This is a genomic window from Streptomyces sp. NPDC006283 (genome assembly GCF_040613325.1).
Taxonomy (GTDB): Bacteria; Actinomycetota; Actinomycetes; order Streptomycetales; family Streptomycetaceae; genus Streptomyces.
The window spans coordinates 1-3,777 of the sequence record NZ_JBEXRZ010000366.1 but is presented as its reverse complement, the minus strand read 5'-3'; the positions used below and the strand labels follow the sequence as shown (position 1 = coordinate 3,777).

The following is a 3,777-nucleotide window of genomic DNA, read 5'->3' as shown; positions in this document are numbered from 1 at the left end:
GTGGCCAGGAGCCGGTCGACGAAGACCAGCTTGTACTTCGCACCCGCACCCACAGCCCGACGACGCGGACGATCAGCCAGCTCGGCATCTCTTCGTGCCTGCCACACCGGCCCCAACTCGGCCACCAGATCAGCGATCACAGACGTCGAAAGTCCCGTGACGCGACGCTCCGACATGATCAACCTGCGTGCTTCAACCCCCACCACACGCAGACCAACGACCCAGGTCAGCCGTCGTCACCGCTAATCACGCACGAGGTCGCAAGATCGTGTCCTATGTGGTGAGGCGAACGAGTCGCTTGTAGCAACAGATGGCTGCGGCGAGGCCGAGGAAGGCGAGGTAGCTGGCTCGGGCCCGCAGCATGCCCACATCGGCCAGTCAGTCCCCACCCAATGCGACCGCGAGCGCCACATCGAGCAGGACCTTCCCCGGATCGTGCACCGGTATTAACGAGTTGGTGCGTGATAGCGGCCGAGGCGTGCTGGCCCGCTTGAGGGCTGCTAGTCACAACGCCGTTCAGTTAGGCGAAGGGACTGTTCGTCAAGGCTGGTGAACGAGGCAGCAGCGCTGCTGTAGAAGCGGCGTGTTCTCCAAGACATCCTCACTTCAGGAGCTCCGCTGTTGGAACAGGCTGCCATAACCAGGACGGCCGGGGTGTTCGCGCCGGGGCATATCGGTGAACTGACCCGGATCATCCCGTTCGAGATGGTCGATGAGGTGCTGGCAGAGACTGGTGCGGTGCAGCCCAAGATCCGGAGGGTGGAAAGGACGAGCGCCGTCTGGTGACTCGTCAGGAGGGCCGCGTTGCGGCGCAGGGCCGTTGTCGGCCTGCCGGTCCAGGGCACGCGAGTGCTGTGGTGGATCGGCGTGGAACCCCACGCACGCGGCGAGGGATGCCGTTACCTCGGGCGCAGTAGGTGGTCCGGGAGACCTGAGGAATTCACACGTTTGTTTGACGTTGTGACCTGCGGTTTTCTCGCCTCGATGAACGGATCCACGTTCACCGGGTCTCAGTCGCGAAGAAGGCCGTCGCACGGCCAGTCCTCACGTTCGCTGCTGGTCAGGCCGTCGCGCTCGCCCGCGTCGATTTCGACCTGCTTCACTCAGTCGCGGACCGCGGTCGGTCACATAGCAGTCCTTCGCGACCTGACCGGCCGAGCGATCCCTCGCCGGCACAGCTCGACGATCTCAGCCTTGAACTCCAGCGTGAACGAGCGGCGAGGACGTGGCTTCTTCTTCCCCACGCGAAGAGCATCCTTCCGGGGGCGAAAACCCCTAATCTCAGATGTCCGTCAAAGCGGATTCAAGCCCACACCATCAAGAGCCTGGCTGCCGTCCACGGCAAAGTCAGTACCGTGCATCGAGCGCGTGGCACGCTCGCGTGCCTCTTCCAGCTTCGCGACGGCCAGGGCGCAGTGGCAAGGCGGGTCCATCCGGCGGGAACCTGAGCCTCTTCAGCCGTCACACCTGCTGCGGATGGCCGTCGGCAAGGCGCCTATGTAACCACGGCCTGCATGGATCCCACCCGATCGGTGGCCGAGTTGAAAAGGCTCCCACCTTGGCCGCCCGGCTCGATGGTTGAGCACTGCCGACCGGAACAACCGAGAAGGCCCATATTCCGCCCGCTTGCAGCGCATCGGGAACCCCGGAACACCTGACGGGCCCTCACTAACCCCCTCAGGTGAATTAATAGCCACTCCGCCTCGCCATAACATCCAGCCCAACAACCTTACCTCGATCGAACTCTGACGCCCCGCAAGCATCAAGCCACCGAGCGGAGCCGCCTTTGCGATCAAGGAAATCGGCCCCACATCACCCGTGAATACGCCTCCAAGCCTTGACAGTCCAGTCGGTAACGATATTGTCTAAAAAGCTACTACCATCGGTAACCCCCGATTGGTGGTCGTGGCGCCGTGGGCCGTATGCGGTGCCCCCGCGGCGACACGTTCCTGAATGAGCAGGGAAGCCCCGACAGGGAACTGATCGGAGGAAGTCTGGGCTTGCAGGAGCCGACGTCCCGCAGTCTGGTCTCTGGACCGGGGCGGTGCCCGCCTGCTGCCGTCTGCTCATGACGCCCTCGCGTCACCGGTCTTCGTCACCCACCGCCGCCCCAGACCGGGGAAGGCCGTCGGCCCTTGTGCCGCCTTTGCGGAGACCGGCTTTGCCCGGCTGTCGTACGGGCAGGCCCAACCCGTAGTTCCCGACGCCGTAAACCGGACACGGGAGGAAGCCGCAGCACCAGCACCGCAATCGCGACACCCCCGTAGGTGGCCCGGGCGGCCTGCGGGGGTATCCCGCCGCCTCGCGCGACCGGGGAGAAACGCCGCCGAATCTGAGATGAGACCTGCGTTCGACCCGGGCAAGGGCTCGGAATACCCAGCGTCTAGGGTGAGCTTGTGCAGCATTTTGAGGTCGTGACAGCCGTCGCCGCATCCCCGGACCAGGTGTTCGCGGTATGCCTGGACGTGGAGGCACATACCCGCTCGATGGCCGATTCGTCGGAGCGAGCGGTGGGTGGCAAGACCCGGGGCGAGCTGGCGCTCGGTGACACGGTGACCTTCCAGGCTCGCCATTTCGGCCTGACCTGGCGGCTCAAGGCGCGCATCACCTCCTATGACCGGCCTCGATGTTTCGTGGACGAGCAGGAGTCCGGACCCTTCAAACGATGGCGTCACGCCCACCACTTCGAGCCGGACGGCGCTGGCGGCACCATCATGCGAGACGTCATCCACTTTGCCTCACCGCTGGGGCCTTTCGGGCGCATCGTCGACAGACTCCTCTTGCGTTGGTATATGCCCCACCTCATCAGAATCCGCAACGCCTACCTGGCCAGCACTCTCGCCTGAGTGCCCGGGCCAGGAACCCGTGTCCCGGGCGGCAGGCACCACGTCCTCGTCGACGCGCAGGGCATCCCGCTCGCGGTGTCGCTGACCGGCAGGAATCGCAACGACGTCACCCAGTTGATAACCGTGCTCGAGAAGGTTCCGTCGGTCCCGGCCTGCACATCCTGCGCCGGGCCGACGAGCCGGACTATCGGGGGCAGATCAAGACCCAGGCCAACCTGCAAGAAGGCCGCCACGACCTCGCACGATCGGCGCCCTGGCCTCGTGCTCAACGCGCTGGTGCTGTTCACCACACCCGTTACATGGACGCCGCGATCACCAAGCTCAGGGCGGACGGCTTCGACGTAGGGGACGAGGATGTCGCCCCGCCTCTTGCCGTTCGTCCGCCACCACGTCAACGTCCTGGGCCGCTACTGCTTCAACCTCCCCGAGCTGCCCGGCCTGCGGCCGCTGCGCGAGAGGTCGACGACGAGTAGCCCGACGGCGAGGGGGGAGGGCGGATACGGACCGAGGCCAGCGGGTCCTCGGTCATCGGGTGCCCCGTTCGGAGCGGGTCTCGTCGTCGCCGAGCTCGGTCAGGGCCAGGACCGCGTCGTGCGCCTGGGCGTCGAGGCCGATCGGGGGACGTCCTCGGCCTGGCTGGCTGCCACAGCAGGTGCTGGCCCTTGGCCCACTGGAGCAGCAGGATCCGGCGTACCGAGGTTGCACAGTGAACGCATCCTCTGGCACCCAACCGCAGATCCACGTCTGCCCTTTACTTCCCCAACCCACCGACCGCAGACAGCTGGCGCGTCGGCAGTTCCCCAACACCTCCGGCGGACAGGGCGAGATAACTGACCGAGAAGGCGAACCGCCGCCTGCGAAGGGACTGCCATCAATGCGCCGGTGGCAGCGGCCTCTGCCCAGGCCAGCGGCTCCCTCCCCTGACCGCGAC

At 65.7% G+C, this 3,777-nt stretch carries 2 protein-coding genes and 2 pseudogenes; all 4 read left to right on the top strand.

What is annotated here, in order from left to right:
• The first annotated feature begins 597 nt into the window (after positions 1-597).
• Positions 598-786, top strand: a complete 189-nt coding sequence (locus ABZ070_RS35970) for a transposase domain-containing protein (RefSeq protein WP_356640255.1) — start codon at positions 598-600, stop codon at positions 784-786.
• A gap of 1,610 nt (positions 787-2,396) precedes the next feature.
• Positions 2,397-2,846: an SRPBCC family protein gene (locus tag ABZ070_RS35965; protein ID WP_356640253.1), complete on the top strand. Its 450-nt coding sequence runs from the start codon at positions 2,397-2,399 to the stop codon at positions 2,844-2,846.
• Between the two features lie 24 nt (positions 2,847-2,870).
• Positions 2,871-2,993 (top strand): annotated as a pseudogene (locus ABZ070_RS35960) (transposase); the annotation flags it as partial.
• 5 nt (positions 2,994-2,998) lie between these two features.
• A pseudogene (locus ABZ070_RS35955) lies at positions 2,999-3,305 on the top strand (Tn3 family transposase); the annotation flags it as partial.
• Positions 3,306-3,777: the final 472 nt, after the last annotated feature.